Annotated in this window: 21 protein-coding genes and 1 tRNA gene; 8 read left to right on the top strand and 14 right to left on the bottom strand. The window is 66.6% G+C overall.

Features of this window, described 5'->3' with window-relative positions; translation table 11 throughout:
* Positions 1-31 precede the first annotated feature (31 nt).
* Both ACX3O0_RS09760 and ACX3O0_RS09765 read left to right on the top strand, forming a co-directional pair.
* Positions 32-2,080, top strand: a complete 2,049-nt coding sequence (locus ACX3O0_RS09760) for a heavy metal translocating P-type ATPase (protein WP_459108472.1) — start codon at positions 32-34, stop codon at positions 2,078-2,080.
* Positions 2,025-2,399: a cupin domain-containing protein gene (locus ACX3O0_RS09765; protein ID WP_459088342.1), complete on the top strand. Its 375-nt coding sequence runs from the start codon at positions 2,025-2,027 to the stop codon at positions 2,397-2,399. The genes ACX3O0_RS09760 and ACX3O0_RS09765 overlap by 56 nt, the downstream gene beginning before the upstream one ends.
* A gap of 6 nt (positions 2,400-2,405) precedes the next feature.
* Here ACX3O0_RS09765 and acnA read toward each other — a convergent pair whose 3' ends face one another.
* The 6 genes from acnA to ACX3O0_RS09795 all read right to left on the bottom strand — a co-directional run bounded on the left by acnA (position 2,406) and on the right by ACX3O0_RS09795 (position 8,679).
* Positions 2,406-5,195, bottom strand: coding sequence for an aconitate hydratase AcnA (gene acnA, locus ACX3O0_RS09770; protein ID WP_459107590.1), 2,790 nt, complete (start codon positions 5,193-5,195; stop codon positions 2,406-2,408).
* A gap of 133 nt (positions 5,196-5,328) precedes the next feature.
* Positions 5,329-6,153: an ABC transporter ATP-binding protein gene (locus tag ACX3O0_RS09775; RefSeq protein ID WP_459107591.1), complete on the bottom strand. Its 825-nt coding sequence runs from the start codon at positions 6,151-6,153 to the stop codon at positions 5,329-5,331.
* On the bottom strand, positions 6,150-6,953 hold the full coding sequence (locus ACX3O0_RS09780) for an ABC transporter permease (protein WP_459107592.1): 804 nt from the start codon (positions 6,951-6,953) through the stop codon (positions 6,150-6,152). Before ACX3O0_RS09780 ends, ACX3O0_RS09775 begins: the two co-directional genes overlap by 4 nt.
* Positions 6,950-7,699, bottom strand: a complete 750-nt coding sequence (gene modA, locus ACX3O0_RS09785; protein WP_459107593.1) for a molybdate ABC transporter substrate-binding protein — start codon at positions 7,697-7,699, stop codon at positions 6,950-6,952. Before modA ends, ACX3O0_RS09780 begins: the two co-directional genes overlap by 4 nt.
* Positions 7,696-8,100 carry a TOBE domain-containing protein gene (locus ACX3O0_RS09790; RefSeq protein ID WP_459107594.1) on the bottom strand — a complete coding sequence of 135 codons (405 nt, stop codon included), beginning with the start codon at positions 8,098-8,100 and terminating at the stop codon, positions 7,696-7,698. Before ACX3O0_RS09790 ends, modA begins: the two co-directional genes overlap by 4 nt.
* Before the next feature lie 57 nt (positions 8,101-8,157).
* The gene (locus ACX3O0_RS09795) at positions 8,158-8,679 is read right to left on the bottom strand and encodes a MogA/MoaB family molybdenum cofactor biosynthesis protein (RefSeq protein WP_459107595.1); all 522 of its coding nucleotides are present in this window, start codon (positions 8,677-8,679) and stop codon (positions 8,158-8,160) included.
* A 34-nt stretch (positions 8,680-8,713) separates the two neighbouring features.
* On the opposite strand from ACX3O0_RS09795, the gene ACX3O0_RS09800 reads away from it, so the two are divergent.
* Complete coding sequence (locus ACX3O0_RS09800) at positions 8,714-9,034, top strand: DUF2249 domain-containing protein (RefSeq protein ID WP_459107596.1); 321 nt, start codon at positions 8,714-8,716, stop codon at positions 9,032-9,034.
* 17 nt (positions 9,035-9,051) lie between these two features.
* Here the strand turns inward: ACX3O0_RS09800 and ACX3O0_RS09805 are convergent, their stop codons facing one another.
* The 3 genes from ACX3O0_RS09805 to ACX3O0_RS09815 form a co-directional block, all read right to left on the bottom strand.
* Positions 9,052-9,441 (bottom strand): carboxymuconolactone decarboxylase family protein, encoded by a 390-nt coding sequence (locus tag ACX3O0_RS09805; RefSeq protein WP_459088360.1) that lies wholly within the window; start codon positions 9,439-9,441, stop codon positions 9,052-9,054.
* 79 nt (positions 9,442-9,520) lie between these two features.
* Complete coding sequence (gene fdhD, locus ACX3O0_RS09810) at positions 9,521-10,363, bottom strand: formate dehydrogenase accessory sulfurtransferase FdhD (RefSeq protein ID WP_459107597.1); 843 nt, start codon at positions 10,361-10,363, stop codon at positions 9,521-9,523.
* Entirely contained in the window at positions 10,360-12,675 is a 2,316-nt protein-coding gene (locus ACX3O0_RS09815; protein WP_459107598.1) for an FdhF/YdeP family oxidoreductase, read from the bottom strand. The genes fdhD and ACX3O0_RS09815 overlap by 4 nt, the downstream gene beginning before the upstream one ends.
* Before the next feature lie 77 nt (positions 12,676-12,752).
* Here ACX3O0_RS09815 and mobA point away from each other — a divergent pair, with 77 nt between their 5' ends.
* Together mobA and ACX3O0_RS09825 are read left to right on the top strand one after the other, a co-directional pair.
* Positions 12,753-13,361 carry a molybdenum cofactor guanylyltransferase gene (gene mobA, locus ACX3O0_RS09820; protein WP_459107599.1) on the top strand — a complete coding sequence of 203 codons (609 nt, stop codon included), beginning with the start codon at positions 12,753-12,755 and terminating at the stop codon, positions 13,359-13,361.
* Positions 13,358-13,645, top strand: coding sequence for a DUF6457 domain-containing protein (locus ACX3O0_RS09825; RefSeq protein ID WP_459107600.1), 288 nt, complete (start codon positions 13,358-13,360; stop codon positions 13,643-13,645). The genes mobA and ACX3O0_RS09825 overlap by 4 nt, the downstream gene beginning before the upstream one ends.
* Here ACX3O0_RS09825 and moaA read toward each other — a convergent pair.
* Positions 13,630-14,679: a GTP 3',8-cyclase MoaA gene (moaA, locus tag ACX3O0_RS09830; protein WP_459107601.1), complete on the bottom strand. Its 1,050-nt coding sequence runs from the start codon at positions 14,677-14,679 to the stop codon at positions 13,630-13,632. The two genes, ACX3O0_RS09825 and moaA, sit on opposite strands and share 16 nt — an antisense overlap.
* Before the next feature lie 65 nt (positions 14,680-14,744).
* Between moaA and ACX3O0_RS09835 the strand changes: the two genes are divergently transcribed.
* Together ACX3O0_RS09835 and moaC are read left to right on the top strand one after the other, a co-directional pair.
* Positions 14,745-16,031 carry a molybdopterin molybdotransferase MoeA gene (locus ACX3O0_RS09835; RefSeq protein WP_459107602.1) on the top strand — a complete coding sequence of 429 codons (1,287 nt, stop codon included), beginning with the start codon at positions 14,745-14,747 and terminating at the stop codon, positions 16,029-16,031.
* Complete coding sequence (moaC, locus tag ACX3O0_RS09840) at positions 16,028-16,507, top strand: cyclic pyranopterin monophosphate synthase MoaC (protein WP_459107603.1); 480 nt, start codon at positions 16,028-16,030, stop codon at positions 16,505-16,507. The genes ACX3O0_RS09835 and moaC overlap by 4 nt, the downstream gene beginning before the upstream one ends.
* A gap of 82 nt (positions 16,508-16,589) precedes the next feature.
* On the opposite strand, the gene ACX3O0_RS09845 is transcribed toward moaC, so the two are convergent.
* A complete protein-coding gene (locus ACX3O0_RS09845; protein WP_459107604.1) occupies positions 16,590-19,205 on the bottom strand; it encodes a multicopper oxidase domain-containing protein in 2,616 nt (871 codons plus the stop codon).
* Entirely contained in the window at positions 19,202-20,365 is a 1,164-nt protein-coding gene (locus ACX3O0_RS09850; RefSeq protein ID WP_459107605.1) for a hypothetical protein, read from the bottom strand. Before ACX3O0_RS09850 ends, ACX3O0_RS09845 begins: the two co-directional genes overlap by 4 nt.
* An 88-nt stretch (positions 20,366-20,453) precedes the next feature.
* Here ACX3O0_RS09850 and ACX3O0_RS09855 point away from each other — a divergent pair.
* Positions 20,454-20,541: transfer RNA gene (locus ACX3O0_RS09855), tRNA-Ser, on the top strand.
* Between the two features lie 153 nt (positions 20,542-20,694).
* Here the strand turns inward: ACX3O0_RS09855 and ACX3O0_RS09860 are convergent.
* Together ACX3O0_RS09860 and ACX3O0_RS09865 are read right to left on the bottom strand one after the other, a co-directional pair.
* Positions 20,695-21,282: a GNAT family N-acetyltransferase gene (locus ACX3O0_RS09860; protein WP_459089810.1), complete on the bottom strand. Its 588-nt coding sequence runs from the start codon at positions 21,280-21,282 to the stop codon at positions 20,695-20,697.
* A 12-nt stretch (positions 21,283-21,294) separates the two neighbouring features.
* The gene (locus tag ACX3O0_RS09865) at positions 21,295-23,028 is read right to left on the bottom strand and encodes a helicase HerA-like domain-containing protein (protein ID WP_459088380.1); all 1,734 of its coding nucleotides are present in this window, start codon (positions 23,026-23,028) and stop codon (positions 21,295-21,297) included.
* Positions 23,029-23,052 lie beyond the last annotated feature (24 nt).

Consider the following 23,052-nt stretch of genomic DNA (forward strand, 5'->3'; position numbering starts at 1 on the left):
GGCAAGTACCGTGAGCCCGCTACGCAGCTGGATGAATAACCCGTGGGCAATCCCGGTCAGTTCCGGGTTCCTGATCATTGCCGCGCTGGTGGTCCTTCAGGTATCTCGTATTGATACTGTCGGCAACCTCGTCATGGTGGCCGCCGCAATCGTGGCCGGCACCCGCATCGTGATAAGTGCTGTACGCGCGCTCGGCGCGAAGATCGTCGGTATCGACCTGCTGGTCTCCGTTGCGGCCATCGGTGCAGTGATCATCGGCGAATATTGGGAAGCCGCCGCGGTGACTTTCCTCTTCGCGATCGGTCACGCTCTCGAGGCAGCAACACTGAACAAGACTCGATCCGCTCTGGCCGCGCTGGTCGCGGTTGCACCCGACGTCGCCGTCGTTCTGCGGGACGGCGAGCAGGTGGAGGTTTCTGCCGGCGCCGTGATCATGGGCGAGACCGTCCTCGTCAAGAACGGTGCCAAGGTACCGGTCGATGGCGAAGTCTCCGGCGGCACCGGTGCCGTCGATGAAGCATCCATTACCGGTGAATCCATGCCGGTAGAGAAGGTGATCGGTGACCGGGTTTTCGCCGGCACCATCTCGCGGAGTGGCTTCCTGCAGGTGAGTGCCACCGGTGTTGGCGCAGACACCACCCTGGCCAGGATCATCCACCGCGTCGAGGACGCACAAGACGCCAAGGCCAAAACACAAGTGTTCATGGACCGCTTCTCGGCCTGGTACACACCCGCGATCATGATCCTGGCGCTCGTCGTCGGTGTTCTGGCCAATGACGTTGTCCTGGCGCTGACACTGCTGGTCATCGGCTGCCCGGGAGCGCTCGTCATCTCCATCCCCGTCTCGATCGTCGCCGGCATCGGCCGTGCCGCGAAAGACGGCATCCTGATCAAGGGTGGGGAGTTCCTGGAGACCTCCGCGAAAATCACAGTCGTTGCGGTGGACAAGACGGGCACGCTGACCATGGGCCGCCCCCGCGTGACCGACGTGATCGTCCTGGATCAGGACATGACCCGCGAGCAGGTATTGACCTGGGCGGGACGCGCCGAAGCCGGCTCCGAGCATCCGCTGGCCCGCGCAATTCTGGATGCCGCAGTAAGCGAAGGCCTCAGCGTCACCGGTCTGCCAGAGTCGACCGAACCTGTCCCGGGGAAGGGCATCGCGGTCACCACCGCAGGCCACCGAATTCTGATCGGCAACCTGGCCCTGCTTGAGCAGTACCAGATGGCCGACACCGTTGCCGCCTCTCGCGCTGCGGACGAGCTGGCCCAGGCAGGCCGCACGCCGATGATCGTCGCAGTCGATGACGCCGTCGCCGGCGTGGTCGGCGTCGCTGACGAAGTTCGGCCTGATGCCGCCCAGATGGTGACGAACCTGCACGCCGCCGGCGTCCACAAAGTCATCATGCTCACCGGCGATTCACCACTGGTGGCCAGCGCCATCGGGTCGATCACCGGAGTCGACGAGATCCGGGCCTCACTGCTGCCCGAAGACAAGCTCGACATTGTCAGCGCACTTCAGGCTGACGGCCACGTCGTGGCAATGGTGGGAGACGGCGTCAACGACGCTCCCGCCCTGGCTACGGCGGATATCGGGGTCGCGATGGGTGCGGCCGGCTCTGCCGTGGCGGTGGAGACGGCTGACATCGCCCTCATGGGAGACAACCTTCTCAAGCTCCCCGAAGCGATCTGCCTCGCCCGGCGCACGGTGAACAATATGCGTCAGAACATCACAATCGCCGTGGTCACCGTCTCCGTGCTTCTGCTCGGCGTACTCCTCGGCGGAGTGACAATGTCGGTTGGCATGCTCGTGCACGAAGCGTCAGTCCTGATCGTCATCGCTAACGCCATGCGCCTGTTGCGCCGCAGCCGGCAGGACACCACTGGCATACCGGCCAGTTCCCTGGCTCCCTTGGCTTGGAGCTCAGCCGCGCGGTTCCCGCTCAAACGCGCAGGAGAAGCCATCGCCGCCGTCGACAGCGGCACGCCACCGGCACGGTCATCGTCGCCCGTACACTGTCCGCATGACGAAGATCTCGATCAAGGCGCTCGCACTCCAACAACTCCAGGCTGCGTCTGATGCGGACGGCGGGCGTGCTGCAGACACTGTTTTTGGCGGCCACGAGAAGTCGCTGCGCCAAACCGTTATCGCGATGGTGAAAGGCACCACTCTGGGTGAACACGACAATCAGGACGACGCCACCGTCTATGTGCTCCAGGGTCGAGTTCGGCTACGAGTGGGCGAGGATTCGTGGAAGGCCCGCGCCGGCAGCCTCCTCATCGTGCCCCACGCCCGTCATAGTTTCGAAGCGCTCGAAGACTCCGCTGTGCTCATGAGCGTAGCCAAGCGCCCCTATCCACCTGGCCAATTCCTACCGGAGCCCGTGGGCCACATCTGACGACCGTCAGCTCGCAAGCAGTTGCCGCAGCACATACTGCAGGATGCCGCCGTGCTGGAAGTATGCAGCCTCGGCTGGGGTATCGATTCGCACGATCGCCTCGAATTGCCGAGCCTCACCTTGGTGCTCCACGTTCACCATGACACGCTTCGGAATCTCCTCCACTCCTTCAAGACCAACGATCGAGTAGACCTCTTCGCCGGTCAGTCCGAGCGAGGCGGCTGATTCTTCGGGCAGAAACTGCAGCGGAAGGACGCCCATACCGATCAGGTTCGAGCGGTGAATCCGTTCAAACGACGTGGCGAGTACGGCCTTAACACCCAGCAGAAGAGTGCCTTTGGCCGCCCAGTCCCGTGAAGAACCGGAGCCGTACTCCGACCCGGCGATGACGATCAGGGGCACGCCGTCCTCTGCATAAGCCGTCGAAGCGTCAAAGATGCTCATCTGCTCGTCACCGGGGAGATGCCGGGTGAAGCCTCCCTCGACACCCGGGACGAGTTGATTGCGGAGGCGGATGTTGGCGAACGTGCCACGGATCATCACCTCATGGTTGCCGCGTCTCGACCCGTAGGAGTTGAAGTCCCCGAACGCGACGCCGTGGTCTGTCAGGTACCGGCCCGCCGGCGAATCGCGTTTGATGGCTCCGGCCGGTGAAATGTGGTCGGTCGTCACCGAGTCCCCGAGTAGAGCGAGCACTCGCGCGCCAGAAATATCGCGCAGTGGCTGGGGATCGCGCGGCATTCCCTCAAAATAGGGCGCCCGGCGCACATAAGTGGATGTCTCGTCCCAGCCGAAAATGTCGCCGGCTGGAATGTCGAGGCCGCGCCAATTATCATCGCCGTCGAAAACATTCGCGTATCCGTCGGCGAACATCTCCGCCTCGAGCACCTCACCGATGATCTTGTCGACCTCTTGGGTGCTGGGCCAAATATCGCGAAGGTACACCGGTTCGCCCGCCCCATCGTGCCCGAGCGGGTCACTGAGCAGGTCGATATTCATTGTTCCGGCCAGGGCATAGGCGATGACCAGGGGCGGGGAGGCAAGAAAGTTCATCTCGGTTTCAGCATGGATGCGACCCTCGAAGTTGCGATTGCCGCTGAGCACGGATGCCACGGTGAGGTCGTTGTCGGCGACGGCTTTGCTCACTGCGGGGATGAGCGGGCCCGAGTTTCCAATGCAGGTCGTGCAGCCGTAACCGACCAGATCGAAGCCGAGCTGGTTGAGGTAAGGGGTGAGCCCGGCTCGGTCGTAGTAGTCGGTGACGACGCGCGAACCCGGAGCCAGTGTGGTCTTGACCCACGGCTGGGAAGTCAGTCCGCGTTCTACCGCTTTCTTCGCCATCAGCCCGGCTCCGATCATCACAGACGGGTTGGAGGTGTTGGTGCACGAGGTGATCGCGGCGATGACGACATGACCGTTGTCCACGCTGGTATCCCGACCATCCGGAAGCTCGACGCTCGCAGGATTCGACCGCCACTCGCGCTCCAGCCCCGGCCTGGACCGATCCACCGGCTTCTGCCCCTGGCCGAGTTTGTCGAATTCAATGGGATCGCTGGCCGGGAAGGAATCGGCTGAGGCCTGATCGAGACCGCTGAGTTCTTCCGGCGCACGCGAGCCGTCGGCCAGGATTTCGCTGACCACGCTCCGGGCGTTGACCAGTGGGACGCGGTCTTGCGGACGCTTCGGCCCGGCAATCGATGGTTCGACATCGGCCAGGTCGAGTTCAACCGTCAACGAGTATTCAGCTTCATGCTCCGGATCGTGCCAGAGCCCCTGCGCTTTGGCATACGCTTCGACAAGCTGCACCTGCTTCTCGGGCCGGGCAGTCAATCGGAGATAATCCAACGTCACGTCATCGATCGGGAAGATGGCGCAGGTCGACCCGTATTCCGGGCTCATGTTGCCCAGCGTCGCGCGGTTGGCCAGCGGGACGTTGGCAACGCCCGGACCGTAGAACTCGACGAATTTGCCCACGACGCCGGTTTGCCGGAGCATCTGGGCAACAGTGAGCACCATGTCGGTCGCAGTCACGCCCTCTCGCAGCTCGCCGCTGAGCTTGAAACCGACCACTGGTGGAACGAGCATGCTCATTGGCTGGCCCAGCATGGCCGCCTCGGCTTCGATGCCGCCTACCCCCCAGCCAAGGACTCCCAGTCCGTTGACCATCGGCGTGTGCGAGTCGGTGCCGACCAGCGTGTCGGGATAAGCCTGGGTGACCCCCTCGCGCTCTCTTGTAAAGACGACACGGGACAGATACTCCAGGTTGACCTGGTGGCAGATGCCCGTGTCCGGCGGAACAACGAGGAAATCGTCGAACGCTTGTTGCGCCCAGCGCAAGAGTTGATAGCGCTCCTGATTGCGTTGGAACTCCAGGTCGGCATTGATCCGGAACGCGCTCTGGGTGCCGAACGCGTCGGCGATGACCGAATGGTCGATCACCAGTTCTGAGGGGATGAGCGGATTGATTTTCTGCGGATCACCGCCGAACGACAGCATGGCGTCGCGCATCGCGACCAGGTCGACAACGCAGGGGACACCGGTGAAATCCTGAAGCAGCACCCGGGCTGGCGTGTACTGGATCTCTGCGCCGTGCTCGGCTGCGGGATCCCAGTCGGCGACAGCGCGTATCTGGTCGGAGGTGACCAGCCGGCCGTCCTCGTTGCGCAACAGGTTCTCCAGTAGCACCTTGAGGCTGTATGGCAATCGCGTCGAACCGTCCACCGCGTCGAGCCGGTAGATCTCGTAGCCGGCGCCATCGACTGCGAGCGTTGCACGGGCGCCGAAAGAATCCGTCATGACAGGCCTCCACCGGCTTTCGCCGGGCTTGTTAGCGAAGATGCGCTATCACCCCATCGTTGCCGCGCCCTCGCAAACTGTCAACGAAGTCGAGCGTGCTGGGGGTCATCCTGAACGCGTTGCGACTGGTTCGCTATCGCGACAGGATGTCGATCCAGACGCGTTCACCCGGTTCGGCCCCGACCTCCAGGCGCACGGAACCGTCCGCGCCGGCGATGGCGGAGACTGGGCCGGTACCGACGAGATCGCGCGCGAACTGAGTCACCGGCGCATCGACCAGCCGGCCGGTGTCGCCTTCCTCCACGATTCGCCCCTCATCGAGGATGGCGACCCGGTCCGCCAGCACGATCGCGTCGAGCACGTTGTGGGAGACCAGTACGGCTGGTATTCCGGTATCGGCAAGCCGCTCCTTCAGCAGGGCCCGGATCGCGGCGGCGGTCTGGACGTCAAGGGCGGCCATCGGCTCATCCAGCAACAGCACCGCGGGGCGAGCGGCCAGCACGCGGGCGATCGCCACTCGCTGCTGCTGCCCTCCGGACAGCGCGTCCGGCTTGCGATTCTCGAGACCTTCGAGTCCGACTGCGGCCAGCCACTGCTCGGCCGCTGCCAGCGCTTGGGCGGGGCGGATGCCCTGCGCTCGCACACTGAATGCGACATTCTGGGCGGCGCTGAGGTGGGGGAAGAGCAACGGGTCCTGCCCGAGGAGCCCCACTCCGCGGTGCCGGGGTGGCACGAACACCGGTGTGGAGGAGCCCCGCCTGGTGAGGGTTCGTCCGGCGACGGCGACTTCACCGCGTTCGGGGATCAGCAGCCCGGCGACGACCTGCAGCAAGGTTGACTTGCCTGCTCCGTTGGGCCCCAACAGGGCCAGTACCTCGCCCGGGGCGACGTTGATGGAAGCGTCCAGCAAAAAAGTGCCCCTGCGCGCGATCACCCTGGCCGACAGTTCGCCGTTCATCGCGGCAACTCCGTCCGCCAGCTGCGCATGAGCAGCAGGATGACGATGGCGACAACGACCAGCAGCAGGGAGAGCGCGATCGCCGAGTCCTGCGTCACGCCGGCGCCGTTGAACGCGGTGTAGATCGCGAGCGGCATGGTCCTGGTCACGCCCTGCGCGTTTCCGGCGAAGAGGGCCGTTGCCCCGAACTCGCCCAGCGCCCGAGCGAAGCAGAGCACTGTTCCGGCGAGAAGGCCGGGCCAGACCAGCGGCAGGGTGATGCGGTGGAACACCGTCCAGCGCCCCGCTCCCAGCGTCGCTGCGACAGTCTCGAACCGGGTACCCGCGGTGCGCAGCGACCCCTCGAGCGAGATCACCAGGAACGGCAGCGCCACGAACGATTGCGCGATGACCACGGCCAGCGTGGTGAACGGGATGCTCACCCCCCAGGCCGCCAGGGACTGGCCGGCCAGGCCGTTCCTGCCCAGCAGGGAGAGCAGCGCGATGCCCCCGACCATGGGCGGCATTACCAGCGGCAACGTTGTCAGGGCCCTCAGGAGGCCTGCGATGCGCGGCCCGGATCGCGCCATCACCACGGCCAGCGGGATCCCGAGCACCAGGCAGAGCCCGGTGGCCGCGAACCCGGTGCGCAGGGACAGCCACAGGGCGTCCATGGCTTCCGGGGAGGTCAGTGCGGCGGGGACCGTTTCCCAGTCGACCCGGGCAACGAGTCCGACGATCGGCAGGGTGAGCAAGGCGAGACCGACCACGGCCGGCAGGTAGAGCATCCGCGGCACAGTGCCGGGGACCGAGCGCGTCATGGCTGTCCGAACCCGTACCTGGCGAGGATCGACTGCCCTTCACTCGACTGGACCCAGTCGACGAACAGCCCTGCCGCGTCCGTGTGCCCGGATTCGATGACGCCGATCGTGTACCGGTTGACTGCCGACTCGGCACCCGGAATGGCTATGCCATCCAGTTCGCCGTCTACGCCGCGGATGTCCGTGGCGTAGACCAGGCCGGCGTCGGCTTCACCCAGCCGCACCTTGGTGACGACTGCGGTGACGTTCTGCTCCTCGCTGACCGGCACCACGTGGCCATCGACGCCGGACAGGAGCTCGCCCGCGGCAACACCGCAGGGGACTTCCGGCGCGCAGAGGACAACAGCGATCTGCGGGTCGGCCAGGTCGGCCAGCGAATCGATGCCGAGCGGATTTCCCGGTGCGACCGCGATCTGCAGGATGTTGGTGGCGAACACCTGCGGTTGACCGTGGATGAGCCCGGCATGCTGGACCTTCGCCATCGTCTCCTGATCGGCGGAGGCGAACACGTCCGCCGGTGCGCCCTCGATCACCTGGGTGGCGAGGGTGGATGATCCGTCGGACACGATTGGGAGCACCTCGACCTGCGGGTTCGCCTCCGCGAAAGCACCGGCCAGCTCGGTGAATGATGCGGTGAGGGATGCCGCGGCGTAGATCGTCAACGGGGGGCGGGCCGCCTGCTGCACACCGCATCCGCTCACCAGTGCTGCCACAACAAGGGCGACCGCTCCCCAGCGCAGCCTCATCGCCGGTCCGCGGGGACCTCGACGATGACCGTCGTCGCCTTCACCACGGCGACGGCGAGCGAGCCCACTTCCAGCCCCAGGTCACGCACCGCCTCCGTCGACATGAGGGAGACCACCCGATTCCGGCCGCATTGAAGCTCGACCTGCGACATCACGGTGTCGCTGGTGACTTTCGTGACCAGGCCGGTGAACCGGTTCCGAGCGCTGCTGCCGATTCCGGTGGGATCGTCGGGCGGTGACGCGATCCGCGCGGCCTCCGCAGCGAGGTCGGCTCCGTCGACGACCTGACGGCCGGCGGCATCCTGCGTCACGTCCAGCGCGCCGGCCGCGACCCATCGCCGCACCGTGTCGTCGCTCACGCCGAGGAGCTCAGCCGCCTCGCTGATCCGATAATGCGCCATGTTTGGCAGGTTATCACCGCAAATACGGCAACACCAACGGTTCGAAGACGTCTGCGGTTAGTGGTCTCCGCCGCGCAACTGATCCAGGATGTGCCCAGTGACCGGCAGCAGCACGGCCAGCCCCTCCTCCACCGCCGCGACAGAGCCAGGCAGGTTCACGATGAGCACCCGAGCGTTCCCTGCGGTGACGCCGGCGAGCCCGCGGCTGATCACGGCCATCGGATTGTGGAGTGCACCTTCGCGCCGCAGCAGCTCGGCGATGCCGGGAAGCTCCTGGGCGATCACGGGACGGGTTCCCTCAGGCGTCAGGTCTCGCGGGCCGAGCCCGGTTCCGCCGGTGGTGATCACGAGACTCGCCCCGGAGCGGATGCCGTCAGCCAGCGCCTGCTGCACACTCTCCACGCCGTCCGGTACCACTGCGGAGTCGACGTCGAACCCTGCTGCGCTGAGAAGTTCGACAGCGCGGGGACCGGAGCGATCGGCGCGTTCCCCGCGGGCGCTTCGATCGGAGACCGTGATGACCCGAGCCGTCATGCGAGTCGAGGTGTGCGCGTGGTGCCCGTGCTCGTGGTCGTCCATGAATGCAACGCTACGACAGGTCTATGGTGAAGTCATGGCTGTTGAACCGATCGAATTGCACACCTCCGCTCAGGCTGCCCAGCATCCGTCACCGACAGGCAGCAGTTGCGCCTGCGGTCACGAGGATGAATCCGAGATCGTGCTGGACACCCGCACGATCCCGCACGCCATCCGTCACGCCACGATTTTCGGGGCACTCGGTGCCATCGCACCGAGTTTCAGCCTCGACCTGGTGGCGAACCACAATCCGCTCCCCCTGATCGCACAGCTCGAGGCGAAACAGCCGGGCGACTTCACCGTGACCTACCTCAGCGATGGCCCGGATGAGTGGAAGCTCCGCTTCACCCGCTCCTGACCCGCCGAATTCCGTAGCTAGTGCGCGGCGGCCTGATGGGCGCCAGTCCCATGAGCGCCCGGCTGATGCGTGGCGGGCTGATCCTCGCCGAGCGCGTGCAGCGCGAGGATCGAGTGTGCGTAGGCGCCGCCCGCTCGCATTTCTGCGGCCACCCAGATGGACTCCATGACCTCTTCACTGGTCGCCCCCTTGCGCTTAGCCAGCTTCGTGTGGCCGTCGATGCAATACGGGCATTGGGTCACATGCGCCACCGCAACCGCGATCAGTTGCTTCGTCTTCTCATCGAGCGCGCCCTCGGAAAAAACCTGTCGACTGAACGCCTCGAATGCTTCATGCGTTTCGGGTGCAAGCTCCTTGCGGCGAGCAACGAGCTGCGGCGAACGGGCGGGATAGACGGATTCAGACACGAAGACACTCCTTGGGCGTTAGCGCTCGGCGACGACCGCCGGCTCCTCCACCATATTCCCGAGGGTCCTTCGACCTGTCTCAGGCACGCACCGGCAAGCCGACGATGCGCTCGGCCCCGGCATAGGCGACCATCGACGTTCCGCGCAGGAACCCGACCAGGGTCATCCCGGATTCGGTCGCGAGCTCCGCGGCCAGCGATGATGGCGCCGAGACGGCGGCGAGAATCGGGATTCCCGCCATCAGCGCCTTCTGGGTCAGCTCGAAGCTGGCCCGGCCGGAGACCATGAGCACGGTGCGGGCCAGCGGCAATCGGCCATCCTTCAAGGCCCAGCCGACGACTTTGTCGACGGCGTTGTGCCGCCCGACGTCTTCGCGCAGCACGAGCATCCGCCCGCTCGCCGCGTCGAACAATGCTGCGGCGTGCAATCCGCCGGTCTTCTCGAACACCGCCTGCTCAGCGCGGAGCACGTCCGGAAACCCGGTGAGGGCGGATGCATCGATGGTCACGTCATCGTCGCGCACCTGGAACGCCGACTGTGTTTTCACCGCGTCGATGCTCGCCTTGCCGCACAAGCCGCAGGAGCTCGTGGTGTAGAACGACCGCTCCAGGCTGGGGTCGGGTGGAGCGACGCCCGGTGCGAGCGACACATCGAGCACGTTGTAGGTGTTCAGCCCCTCCTCCGTCGCACCGGCGCAATACCGGGCGGCACTGAAGTGGTCGGAACTGGAGATGACGCCCTCGGAGACCAGGAAGCCTGCGGCCAGGTCGAAGTCGTGGCCGGGGGTGCGCATGGTGACTGCGAGCGGACGGCCGCCGACGCGGATCTCCAGCGGTTCCTCGACGGTCAGCACGTCCTCCAGCACGACCGGCGCAGAACCGACGGTGATGCGGGTGACCTTGCGCCTGGCGGTGATCCTCACTCTGAGGCCACCGGCTCTTCCGCCCGCGGGACGAACCGCACCGCCATCGCCTTATAACCGGGCGTGTTCGACTCGCGTGCGATCAGCTCACGGTGGACGAGTGCATTGGCCTCGGGGAAATAGGCCGCCGCGCATCCGCGAGCCGTCGGATACTCCACGAGCCGGAAGCTGTCCGCCCGACGCTCCGCCCCCTGGAAGGTGCTGATGACGTCGACCAGGTCGCGGTCCTTGAAGCCCAGCTCGGCCAGGTCGTCCGGGTGGACGAGGATGACCCGCCTGCCGTTGGAGATGCCGCGGTACCGGTCATCCTGGCCGTAGAAGGTGGTGTTGTACTGGTCGTGGCTCCGCATGGTCTGCAGGATGAGATGCCCGGGCGGCGGTGTCAGGTACTCGAGCGGGCTCACCGTGAAGCGGCCCCTGCCGATGTCGGTGGCGAACGAGCGGGTGTCGCGCGGCGGGTTCGGCAACACGAATCCGTCCCGTCCGCGCAGGCGGCGGTTGAAGTCATGGAAGCCCGGGATGACGCGCGAGATGTGGTCCCGGACCACGTCGTAGTCCTCGGCCATCGCACGCCAGTCGACGGGGTGATCCTCGCCGAGGGTGGCGACCGCCATCCGCGCGATGATGACGGGTTCGGCCAGCAGGTGTTCGGACACCGGCGCCAGTCGGCCCTGGGTCGACCGGACGACAGACATCGAGTCCTCGACCGAGAGGATCTGGCGCCCACCAGGATGCTTGTCGTCGGTGTCGGTGCGACCGAGCGTCGGAAGGATCAGCGAGGTGCGGCCGTGCACGACGTGGGAACGGTTCGGCTTGGTCGACACGTGTACCGTCAGGCCCGCGCGCTGCATGGCGGCCTCGATCGCACCCGTGTCCGGGCAGGCGAGGGCGAAGTTGCCGCCCATCGAGACGAAGACATCGACCTGGTCGTTCTCGAACGCTTCGACCGCCTCCACCGAGTCGTAGCCCTGTTCGCGCGGTGAGCGGATGCCGAACTCGGCATCCAGGGCGTTCAGCATCGACTCCTGTGGCTTCTCCCACACACCCATGGTGCGGTCACCCTGCACGTTCGAGTGCCCGCGCACCGGGCAGGCGCCGGCACCAGGCTTCCCGAAGTTGCCCTGAAGCAGCAGGATGTTGATGATCTCTTTCAGGGTGTTGACCGAGTGCGGTTGCTGGGTGAGGCCGAGCGCCCAGCAGATGATCGTCGCCTTCGACTCGATCAGCATCCCAGCGACCTTCGTGATCTCGTCCCTCGCGAGGCCGGTCGCTGTTTCGACTTCGGCCCAGTCCAGCTCTGCTCGGGCCGCACGATAGGCCGCGATGCCATCGGTCTGGGACTCGATGAAGTCGTGGTCGAGCACGCTTCCCGGTGCTGCTGCTTCCGCCTCGAGCAGCAGGTGTCCGAGCGCCTGGAACAGGGCGAGGTCGCCTCCGACCTTGATCTGCAGGAACTCGTCGGCGATGGCGGTGCCGTTACGGAGCACGCCCGACACGGTCTGCGGATCCTTGAACCCGAGAAGGCCAGCTTCCGGCAGCGGGTTGACGGCGACGATCCGACCGCCGCCGGCCTTGCACTCCGCGAGGGCTGAAAGCATCCGTGGGTGATTCGTCCCGGGGTTCTGCCCCACCACGAAGATCAGCTCCGCGGCGTGGATGTCTTCGAGGGAGACGGTGCCCTTGCCGATCCCGATGGTGGGATTCAACGCTGTTCCGGACGATTCGTGGCACATGTTCGAGCAGTCGGGGAGGTTGTTGGTCCCCAATGACCTGGCGAACAACTGGTACATGAACGCGGTCTCATTGGCAGTGCGGCCGGACGTGTAGAAGACGCAGCGGTCGGAGGTGGTCTGGCGAATCCGTTCACCGATCAGGGAGAAGGCATCCGTCCAGCTGATCGGAGAGTAGTGGGTGTCGCCCGGCCGGATGACGACCGGTTCGGTGATTCTCCCCTGGTTGCCCAGCCAATACTCGGTCTTCCCGGCCAGGTCGGCGATGGAATGCTCGGCCCAGAACTGAGGCGTCACCGTGCGAGTGGTGCTCTCCTCGGCGACCGCCTTCGCGCCGTTCTCGCAGAACTCGGCCGGCTTGCGGCGGCCGGTGATCGACTCGGGCCAGGCACATCCGGGGCAATCGGTTCCACCTCGCTGATTGAGCCGCAACAACGAGCGGGCGGTGCGGGTCACACCTGCCTGGGCCACCCCACGATCCAGCGCGACCATGACGGCCTCGACTCCGGCCGCCGTGGTCTTGGGAGGCTTAACCTTCAGGTCATCTTCATTGATGTCGTTGACGGGCGCTGCACGCTTCATGGTCCCATCTTGCCGTGAAACAGCGAGCCGGACTATCGACGCGCCTCCCGGGAGCGCGCGCTGGCTAGGGTGGGACCGTGTTCATCGACGCGATCGTGCTGGCCGGGGGTCGCTCCAGCCGCCTCGGAGAAGTGCCGAAGGCTGGGCTGGCCTATCGGCAGCAGACCCTCCTGGAGCACACGGTCGGCGCAACGCGATTCGCCCGCACCACGGTGATCGTCGGCGACCCCGCAGGAATCCGCATTCCCGGTGTTCTCATTGCGCGGGAAGAACCTGCTTTCGGTGGCCCTGCTGCCGCCGTCGCCGCCGGCATAAACCGGCTCGCGCAGGACCAGGCGGCACCCAGCGAGTTCACCTTCGTGCTGGCCTGCGACATGCCTGGCATCTCCACCGCCACTGCCGCCATCCGCGAAGCACTGGGCAGCGGCGTCACGTCGGACGGCCTCATCGCGATCGATGCCGACGAGCATCCGCAGCCCCTCGCCGCCGTGTACCGCACCGCCAGCCTCGCCTCGGCCATCACGGCACACGGTCGGCACCTGGAGGGGTTGTCGATGTTCCGGTTGATCGCCGGACTTCAGCTCACCGACATCGCGGTTCCGCCCGGATCAACGGATGATGTGGATACCTGGGACGACGCGGCCCGCTTCGGCATCACCCGACCGGAAACAATGGAGGAACCATGAGCGAGCAGGCCGACAGAGAAACCCTCCTGGCGAGCTGGGCGGAGACGCTCACCGCCGCACTCGATGTTCAGGGCCTCACCGTCGATGTATCCGGCGTGCTGTCGTTGGCGGCGGATGCGGCGCATTCCGTCGTCCGCCCGGCGGCACCGTTGACGACATTCGTCGTCGGGTACGCGGCCGGCCTGGCGGCAGCGGGTGGCACGACACCGGAAGCCGCGGTCCAGGCGGCGAGCGAGGTCGCGCGGCGCCTGTGCGGCGAGCGTGCCGGTCAGCCGCCGATGTAGGACATCTCGATCCGCTTACCGGCGGCCCGCAACCCTCCCGTGCTGGCGCTGCGCAGCTCTGAGTAGCGATCGGTGCGGGTGCGCCAGATCGACGCCATCATCGCCGACAGTTGTTCGTCGGAGCCGCCTTCGCGCATCAACGCCCTCAGGTCATGGCCTTCGCTGGCGAACAAGCAGGTGTACAGCTTGCCGTCGACCGAGATTCGCGCGCGGGAACAGGAGTGGCAGAAGGATTCGGTGACGCTGGAGATCACGCCGATCTCGCCGCTGCCGTCGGCGTAGCGCCAGCGCTTCGACGTCTCGCCCGGGTAGGTGGGGGCTACTGGCACGAGCGGGAACACCGCGTCGACCCGCTGGATCACCTCGCTGGATGACACCACTTCGTCCAGTTTCCAGCCGTTGGTGGTCCCCACGTCCATGAACTCGATGAACCGCAGCACGAACGGAGTCCCCTTGAAATGCCTGGCCATGGCGACAATGTCGTGGTCGTTCTGGCCCTTCTTGACGACCATGTTGATCTTGACCGGTCCGAGGCCCGCCTGGTGCGCCGCCTCAATTCCCGCCAGCACTTTGGCGACCGGGAAGCGGATGTCGTTCATCGCCTGGAACGTCGCCTCGTCCAGCGAGTCGAGCGAGACGGTCACGCGGTTCAACCCGGCGTCCTTCAGTGCCGGGGCAAGGAGGGCGAGCGCAGAACCGTTCGTGGTCAGGGCAATATCGAGCGGATGCCCGGCGAGAGTCCGCACGGTGCCGAGCATCTCGATCAGCTTGGGCAGTTCCCGGCGCAGCAGCGGCTCACCACCGGTGAGCCGGATCTTCTCCACCCCGTGGGCTGCGGCGATTGTCGCGATCCGCGTGATCTCTTCGAAACTGAGCAGCTCCTCGCGGGGCATGAAGGCGTAGTCGCGGCCGAAGACCTCTTTGGGCATGCAGTAGACGCACCGGAAGTTGCAGCGGTCGGTCACCGAGATCCGCAGGTCATGGAGCGGGCGGCCCCTGGTGTCGGTGAGCGGCGCATCCGCCGTTGTGGTCATACCGCCAGCCTATGTGGTCCACCGGGGCGAGTCCTCGGTGGAGCGTCCGTCGCTAGAGTTGGGTCATGGCCCAGGCGTCGGAGAGTCCTCAGAGCAGCAGCGTTGAGGAACACCTGAACCGCATCCTCGGTTTCGTGAAACCGCTCTCCCCCGTGGCAACGCCGCTCGCCGCGGCACTCGGGCGCACGCTGGCTGCCGATGTCGTTGCCCACGTTGACGTGCCGGGGTTCGACAACTCCGCGATGGACGGGTATGCCGTCCGGCGCTCCGACGTTCTCGAGATCCGCGAAGGGGCTGCCCTCCAGCTGCGAGTGGTTGGCGATGTTCCGGCCGGGTCCGGCTCCAACCCCCGGCTGCTGCCGGGCGAGGCCGTGAGGATCATGACCGGCGCACCCCTCCCCGACGACGCCGACGCCGTCGTCCCGGTGGAGCACACCGATGCCGGCACCCACACCGTACTGATCTCGCACACCCCGGAACCGGCAGCCCACATTCGCCGGGCCGGCACCGACATCCGCCGTGGGGAGCTGGTGCTGCCGGCCGGGCGAGTGCTCCGCGCCACCGACCTCGCAGCGGCGGCCGCAGCCGGCGTCGCCGAACTGGTGGTGCACCCGGCGCCTCGCGTCGGGGTGCTGTCGACCGGAGACGAGCTGAAGGCACCGGGTGCGGCACTGGCCAGGGGAGAGATCCATGACTCGAACTCGCTGCTGCTCGCCGCAGCAGTCATCGAGGCCGGCGGTATCCCAGTGCAGCTCGGTGCGGTCTCCGACGACAACGCGCTGCTGCACCAGACCTTCGCACGCCACGCGTCGGAGGTTGACGCGTTCGTCACCTCCGGCGGGGTGAGTGTCGGTGCTTACGACGTCGTCAAGGCGGTACTCGCCCCTCTCGGCGTCTGGTTCGGACCGGTGCGGATGCAGCCGGGCAAGCCCCAGGGCGTTGGCACCTGGCTGGATGGCACCCCGATCTTCACGCTGCCGGGCAACCCGGTGAGCGTCTTCGTCTCGTTCGAGGCGTTCGTCCGCCCCGCGTTGCTCGCCCTCCAAGGGCGCACGGACGTTCGTCGCCCGCTCGCCAGGGCGGTCGTGAGCAGCGGCTGGAATAGTCCGCGGGGTCGCGCCCAGTACATGCCGGCGGAGGCGAGCAGGTCTGCCGACGGGCTGCGGGTGCGACCGGCGAGTAGCGGCGGCTCCGGCTCCTACCTGGTGACGAGCCTGGCGCACGCCAACGCCCTGGCGATCACCGCCGAGGACCAGGCCGAGGTGGTCGAAGGCGAAACCGTCGACGTTCTGCTCTTCGGCGAGGTTCCATTCGAGGCACCACCAGCATCCGCACCCTGGGGAGAACCATGACTGACCAGCCGTTCACGCACCTGAACTCGGCCGGCGAAGCGCGCATGGTCGACGTGACCGCCAAGACGCCGACCGTTCGCGAGGCGACCGCCGTCGGCTTCGTCCGGTGCAGCGATCAGGTCGTCGCCACTTTGCGGTCGGGGACCGCCCCTAAGGGCGACGTTCTGGCCGTCGCCAGGATCGCCGGCATCCAGGGCGCCAAGCGCACGGCCGAACTCCTACCGCTCGCCCATGTGATCGGCGTGCACGGCGCCGTGGTCGACCTTGCCGTACAGGATGACGGGGTGCGGGTCGAGGCAACAGTCCGCACCGCCGACCGCACCGGCGTGGAGATGGAGGCGATGACCGCGGTGTCGGTCGCCGCGCTCGCCATCGTCGACATGGTCAAGGGCATCGACCGCACTGTGGAGATCAGCAGCGTCAAGATCGTCGCCAAGTCCGGCGGCCGGTCAGGCGACTGGCGCCGACCGGAATAACCCGTCGCCATAGTGCCCGTTCCGGAGAGATGTGCCCCGCGAAACAGGCACTATCCTCCGGAACGGGCACTATCAATGCGGGCTAGCCGGTGACGCGGACGATTCCGGATGCCCCGCGCTCGGCGTCCGCCATCGCGTGCGTGACGAAGGGGTAGTTGCCCGCTTCGGGAAAGACCAGCTCGACGAACCCGCCCTGCGCCGGGTGCAGCCCGAGCGTCTGCGACCCGCCGGTTCCGGTGCTGCCGCCGTTCCTCAGCCGGTAGTCGCCCTCGCTGTAGACGGTGTCGAACTGCCCGCCGATGACGTGGAATGAGCTCGCCAGGTTGGGCCCGGCATCCAGTACCCACAGCCGCACCCGCTCGCCGACCTTCACCACCAGCGGGTCGTGCTGGTACTGGTTCGCGTACCCGTTGAAGACGACCAGGTCAGGCGTTTTCGCCATCACTTTGGCGGCATCCGCCGGCTCTCCCTGCGGACCCAGGTAGTACTCGGACTGCACCATCAGGTATTCGCGGTCGACCTCATCCAACCCTGGTGGGTCGATGATCACGGCGCCGAACATCCCGTTGGCGACGTGCACCGACATGGGCATTGTCGAGCAGTGGTAGAGCCAGATGCCGGACCGGTTCGCGGTGAAACTGAAGCTGAGGCTCTCGCCAGGATCGATGGTTCGCATCGGCTGGTCGGGGGCCAGCGACCCGGCGTGGAAGTCGATCGAGTGGCCGATCCCGCCATCGTTCACCAGGGTCACGTTGAACCGGTCGCCGACCTTGCCGCGCAGGGTCGGCCCCGGGGCTGTGCCGTTGAAAGTCCACAGCGTCTGCGTGACGCCGGGCGACACCTCCACGTCGACGTCCTCAGCCGAGAGTGTCACGTCATGGACGGTGGCGGATGCCGCCGGCGGCAGAACGGCATCCCGCGCTTTGAACCCTGGCTCGGGTTCTGCCATCAAGTCGAGGTCTTCAGCGGCTGAGGGCTCATCCGAGTCACCGTGGTCGTGTGCAGACGGAGGCACATCATCGCCCGCGGTGCTGCCGGTCACGATGACGGTCAGCACCATGCCCATCAGGCGGTGGCCGGCGATCGAGCACCAGCCGTCCAGGTTGCCGGCGATCACGCCAGCATCCACAGTGACCGCCTCTCCGGCCGGTACACGACCCGAGGTCGTACCGTTCTGAAGCACGAGGTCGTGCACCTGGTCGTCGACGTTCGCCAGCTCGATCACCAGGCGGTCGCCAACCGGCACTTCGATGACATCCGGTGTGAAGCGCATGTCCTTCATGGACACTTCGACGGTGGTGGTGTCACCGGTCGGTTCCACGACGGCTGAACTTACCGCCGTCGACAGACCCGCGGACGCCGGGTCCAGTGCCACGCCCACCGTTGTCGCCAGGATGAGGGTGCTCACCGTCATCAGCACGGCCCCGCTGTGCCGCTTCGGTGCCGCCTTCGTTCCGGCCGCGTTCTTGCGAGTGGCGGCATCCGCTGGAATGGTCGGACCGCCCCTCGACTTCCTGCCCGCCAGCACCGAGCGCACCGCGAACACCAGGAACGACAGCAGCACGGTGTACACGACGAACGAGATGACAACCTTGACCAGGCTCGGCACCGGCAGCAGGTAGACGGCGATACCGGCATTGATGACGAGCACCCGGAAGAGCGCACCGCGGTCGAGTTCGGCCGCCGACGCCCTGGCCGCGAACGGCCCACCACCGAGAACGACCGGCAGCAGGTAGCTGAGCGCTCCCAACACGATCTGGGCGGCGAATCCGACGGCGAACGGCGCCACCAGCCAGTCGAGGCCGTCGACCGCTGCCTCCCAGCCGTCCGCGAACAGCACGATCACGCCGAGGGCCATCGTGCACACCAGCAACCAGCCGGCCGCCGCCGCGATGCTCCAACCGGCGTAGGTGGTTGCCGGCGCAGCACGCCAGGAGCGGATGCCCTCGGCAACCACCAGTCCGAAGCCGGCCAGGTAGCTGAGCACCGCGGCGGCGACCACCAGCGGTACGCCCATCAGGCTGCCGGCGATGAAGACCACCACCCCGACAAGGAGAAGCGGCAGGGCGCGCCTCGCCGAAGCATCCGTCGTCTCGCTCACCCGGGTGTGCAGCACGGTCGGCCATAACAGGATGACCGTGCCGATGACAGTCAACCCGACCCAGCCGAGGAGGTTGGCGCCCAGGTGGGCGACCACGAAACGCTCATGGAGTTCGGGCGGGAGCGACGCGCGAGCCAGGATGACACCGAGCGTCACCCCGGCGGCCAGGCTGAGGCTGGCGAACACGTAGTAGCGAACCAGCGGGGCGAAGCGGGCAGGCAGCCCACCGCGCCCCTGCACGAGAAGGCTTCCGGCATGCACCAGGGCGTTCAGGCCGATCAGGATGCCGCCGGCGAGAACCACAGGCCAGGCATCCGCCACGATTCCCGCGACCACGGCAGCCGCACCGACCGTGTGGGCGGCCAGCCGCACGCCGTGGAAGGCGCGGCCGCCCCAGGCGGTGCGCCTCAGCAGGGTGTCGGCGAAATGCTGGCTCCAGACCAGGATGGCCGTGCTGACGGCGCCGAGCAGCAGCAGGTGCAGCATCAGCCAGCCGCCTGCCGGAACGAACCGGTGGACGATCACGACCACCGCGGCGGCAACCAGCCACAGCGCGATCAGCGAGTTCATCGCCAGGTACCAGGTGCGACGGTTCACGGTGCACCCTCGCGTTCGGCCCTGGGCGCTGCCTTGGGCGCTCCGGCGATTGCGGATGCTACCGCGAGCACCACGAAGAGCAGCACGGCTACGACGTTCAGCGCCCCGCCCCACTGCACCACTTCGGCAATACCGCGACCGTCCCCGACGAGCACGCGAATGGCAAGCGACACGTGCAGCAGCCCGACCGGCAGGTAGAGGAACCACCGGTACGGCAGCGGGCGGCGGATGACCGCGGGCAGGATCACCGGGGCGTGCGCCATGATCATCGACATCACGAAGCCGAGGAAGACCGAGTGCAGCACGGCATCGTAGGCGGCGCCGGAGGTCACCGGCCCCCCGACCAGCCAGATGCCTCCCGCTACCAGCAGCCAGGCGTAACCGAGGAGCAGGCACACCGCCATGTAGCGGGCAAGCCCGGTGGAGCGCACCAGCCGCGTTGCGACGTCGTGACGGAACAACCAGACGACCAGGGCCAACATGGCGACACCGAACAACGGGTAACCGACCGAGGGCCAGAGCGGCGCGGCGAGCGCTGTCACCGCCATGGCGATGCCGCAGGCGAACGCGGAACGCTCCACCTGCGCGTTCACGGTCGGCGAGACGCGAGCCAGTTCGAGGCGTTCACCGACGATGGTGAGAACCAGGAACGCGGTCATCGACGGTGTGAGCAGTGGGATGACGACGCCGGAAAGCCACAAAATGGCGGATGCCAATCCGGCCACTGCGCCGAGCGACTGGATGGCGATGGCCATGCTCGGCTGGCGCGCCCAGACCACCCGGTAGACGGCAAGCAGCGCAACGAACCCGACCACGAAACCGGCCTGCCCGACGGCCAGCGGCAGTGGCGAGAGCAGCGCGAGACCGCCGAAGCCGAGCGCTGCCGGTGCGAAGAAGCCCCACCAGCGGCGGGCGGCGACAGCCCGTTCGAGCACCACCAGGGTTCCGATGAAGGCGAACACCATCAGCGGTGCATGGATCAGCGGAAGACGCTCGGTGGTGAAGGGGGCCGGCAGGCCGAGAAGCAGCAGCGCGGCATCCAGCCCGCCGATGAGGGCGACCCCGCCCGGGATCAGGAAAAGAAGCCGACGGGCGACAAGAGTCCGTTCGGGCGCACGTGTACTGCCAGGGCGACCGGTCGGTCGCAGAACCGAACTCACGGTCCCATGCTAGCCGCAGCTGAAACTGCTCTCGCGGTTATCCCGTATGCTGTGGGAGGTCGAAAAGCGCGCGAGCGCACGACTGCCAGGAGAATTCGCCTAGTGGCCTATGGCGCACGCTTGGAAAGCGTGTTGGGTGCAAGCCCTCGGGGGTTCGAATCCCCCATTCTCCGCCAAGAACCAGCGTGTTGGGTGCAAGCACAGCGCCCACAGCCCGAGTTCATATCCCCACTCCGCTATCTTCTCCGCTATCTGCGAGCCTGTTTGTCATCCGCGCGGCGCCTTGTTCCCCTCGCGGTCAACAAACCGAGGCGCCGTCGGCTGGGCGCTCAGATTGCGATGCCGAGCACCAGTTCCGTTGGCGTGCTCGACGGCAACTCCCGGAAGCCGAGCCGGTCGTAGAATGCACGCGCCGACCGGTTGGCCGGGTCCATGCCCAGGTGAAGACCGCGGATGCCGCGCTCGCGCAGTGCGGAAAGCAGGGTGCGCAACAACTCACGCCCCAACCCCTGCCCCTGCAACTCAGGCAGCAGGTCGATGTGCAGGTGGGCCGGAAAGTCGTCGACCTCAGGGATGAGCATCCGCTCGGGGCGGTAGCCCAGGTCGACGATGGCGTCCTCCGGCGTCAGCGGCGGGCTGACGTGCTCGAATCGGGACAGCCGCGGCAGCCACTGAAGGCGGTACCACTCGACGAACGCCCTGGTATCCGAAGTGGCGAGCACGTACCCGGACACCCGCTGGCCGGTGTCGACGACTAACGCCAGCTCCGGCTCGAACTCCAGGTACGGCCCGGCGAAGATATCCGGCATGAGGTCGTCGTCCGTGTAGTTGCCGGTGGCGTCGTTCCCGGCATCCGCCGTCCTTCGGCACACCTCGTAGACATCCGTCCGGTCGGTCGGGCGATAGCTGCGGATCATGCTCACGGAAGTTCAGCGACGCTTCAAGGTGCCGAAGATCCCTCTGACCACAGCGCCAACGATCGACCTACCCTCGCGCGATCCGAGAAAGTCGGTCAACGGGTTGTCCGGCGCCCGAGTGGACGTGCGGCGATTCGGCGCCGGTTGCGGTCGGTTCGCCCGCTGCTGCTTCTCGAATTCCCGCTGCATGCGGTCATACTCCGCCTGCGCCCTGGCCGCATCCTTAGCCTGTGACTCCGCCTGGGCGCGGGCGGCCGCAGCGTTCATCTTCGCCGCCAACATCTCGTGGGCGGACTCGCGGTCGACGACCGTACCGTACTTCGGCAGCAACGGGGACGCCTTCACCGTCGCATCGACCACGGCGTCCTCACTCGGCGACATAGAGCCCTGTGGCGCTCGCAGGCGCGTCCAGGCAACCGGGGTCGGCGCGCCCTTCTCGTTCATGACCGTGACGATCGCCTCGCCGGTTCCGAGCTGGGTGAGCACTTCCTCCAGGTCGTAGCCGGAGTGCGGATAGGTCGACACCGTCGCCCGCAATGCCTTCGCGGCATCCGGAGTGTGCGCACGAAGCTGGTGCTGGATGCGTGAGCCCAGCTGTTCGAGCACCTCCCCCGGCACATCCTTCGGCGTCTGCGTGACGAAGACGATGCCGACACCCTTGGAACGGATGAGCCGCACCGTCTGGGTGATCGAGTCGACGAACTCCTTCGAGGCACCGTTGAACAGCAAGTGTGCCTCATCGAAGAAGAACACCAGCTTGGGCTTGTCGAGGTCGCCCACCTCTGGCAGGTCATTGAACAGGTCGGCGAGCAGCCACATCAGGAAGGTGGAGAATAACGCAGGCTTGTCCTGCACGCTCGGCACCTCGAGCAGGCTGATCACGCCCTTGCCGTCCACGGTGGAGCGGATGAAGTCGGCCGTGTCGATCTCCGGCTCGCCGAAGAAGACATCCGCCCCCTGATCGCCGAAGGTGATCAGCTCCCGCAGGATCACCCCGACCGTCGCCGACGACAGGCCGCCCAGGTTCTTCAACTCGACCTTGCCATCATCCGTTGTCAGGTACTGCAGCACCGAGCGCAGGTCGGCCAGATCGACCAATGGATAGCCGGCGTTCGTGGCGTAATGGAAGACCAGCCCGAGCGAGGACTCCTGCGTGGCGTTCAGGCCGAGCACCTTGGAGAGCAGCAGGGGACCGAAGCCGGAAATGGTCGCCCGGATCGGCACCCCGTGGCCGAGACCACCCAGGCTGAAATACTCGGTGGGGAAGGATGCCGGCACCCAGTCCTGTCCGATGCCCTCCGTTCGCCTCAGCAGCTTCTCGCTCGACGGACCGGGTGTGGCGACCCCGGTCAGGTCTCCCTTGATATCGGCGGCGAACACCGGCACACCCTGCGTCGACAGTTGCTCCAGCATCACCTGCAGGGTACGGGTCTTGCCGGTGCCGGTCGCACCGGCCACCAGGCCGTGGCGGTTGAGCATGGCGATCGGGATGCGCACCGGCACGTCGGCGAGCGCCTCACCATTGACCAGTGCCCCCACTTCGATGGCGTGGCCCTCGATGGCGTAGCCGGCCCGGATGGCGTTCACTGCTGTCGCATCGAGCGGGCCGGAGTCGGCTTCCGCCGGTTCTTCCTTCCCGGGCTCGGCTGCGGCCTGTTCGGCCTGCGCCTGGGCTTTCACTAACGCCGCCTCCGCGTCCGCCAGAGCCTTCTTCGCTGCCTCAACCTGTGCCGCTGCATCCGTCATAGCGAAAGCCTATGTCCAGCCCGT

This window comes from Homoserinimonas sp. A447, from assembly GCF_054489325.1.